General features: G+C 29.3%; 1 protein-coding gene. It reads left to right on the top strand.

Annotated features, from left to right (window positions below; translation table 11 throughout):
- Window positions 1–819 precede the first annotated feature (819 nt).
- A partial coding sequence (locus KMP12_RS07905) for a TnpV protein (RefSeq protein ID WP_215757065.1) occupies window positions 820–1178 on the top strand: 359 nt, incomplete at its 3' end.

The following is a 1178-nucleotide window of genomic DNA, read 5'->3' as shown; positions in this document are numbered from 1 at the left end:
AGGAGGTAAAAATGAGAATAAATGATTATGAACATCTATTTAAAAAAATGTTAGAAGAAAATCTAAAAGATAGCGAAAGATATGTTGCATTACTTAAAGTTATTGGAAACAACTCTAAATATGATTTTAATAGCCAAGTCAGTATAGCCTATCACAATAAAGAGGCAACAGCTTGTGGAGAATATGATTTTTGGCAAAAAACATTTAATCGTGTTGTGAAAAGAGGGCAAAAAGGTATTCCGACTTTAAGGCAATTTGGCGAATATAAAAAGGTTGTTTATGTTTTTGATGTTTCTCAAACTGTTTCAAAAGATAGAAATGTTAATGAAATAAATCTTTGGAAGATGAATGCTGATTTAAGGAATGACACATTAGATAATATTTTAAAAAAAGCATACATGAATATAGATGAACACGATACGAGTATTTCAAAACTAAAGGAGGTCATTAAACAGTTTATTAATGCAAATTATTCAGTAATTGCTAATGAAATGAAAATAGAAGCCTTTAAACAGAATGATTTTAGGAACTTTTTGGAAGAAAGTTTATTAATATCTGTATCTGAAAGATTAGGTATAAATCATGTTCCTAAAGTTGAACTATTAAAAAATCATTTACAAGATTTTGATGAGATATCTTTTCAAAATTTAGGAGCATATTTAAGCACAATAAATAAAAATATCATAACAACCGTAATAGAAGCAGAAAAAGAAATTTTCAGATTAAATGAGCAGACAAAAGAGGCTGATAAGCAGTACAATATAAAAAACAAGGAATTAAATATTGAAAATCATACACAGATTAAAGGAGGAATAGAAGATGATGGACTTCGATCAAGCATTGGAGATGAACTTAATGGAGAAGAAAGAAAATTCATTTCAAGAGATGCCAACAACAGAGGAAATCTTAGAGAAGATAGTAGAATTGACAAGGCAAGAACTTTACAAACAAGCACCGATGAGTTTCTTTACCAAGGAGAGATTGAACTTTTTGATGAACTCACAAGAAGAGAAACATCAAATCATGTTACAACAGATGTATCAAGAGAAAACATTGTTGAAACATCTTATAGAAATTCAGACACAAGCAGAAAACTTTATGGAGAAAATGAAACCAGAGATGATGAAAAATATGGGGATAACAGAAGAGTTGAAAGTCAAAGATCAAATGCAGTGGGT

This window comes from Gemella sp. zg-1178 (assembly GCF_018790995.1).
Classification (GTDB): Bacteria; Bacillota; Bacilli; order Staphylococcales; family Gemellaceae; genus Gemelliphila.
The sequence above is the reverse complement of the archived record's forward strand: the minus strand, read 5'-3'. Positions and strand labels throughout refer to the sequence as shown.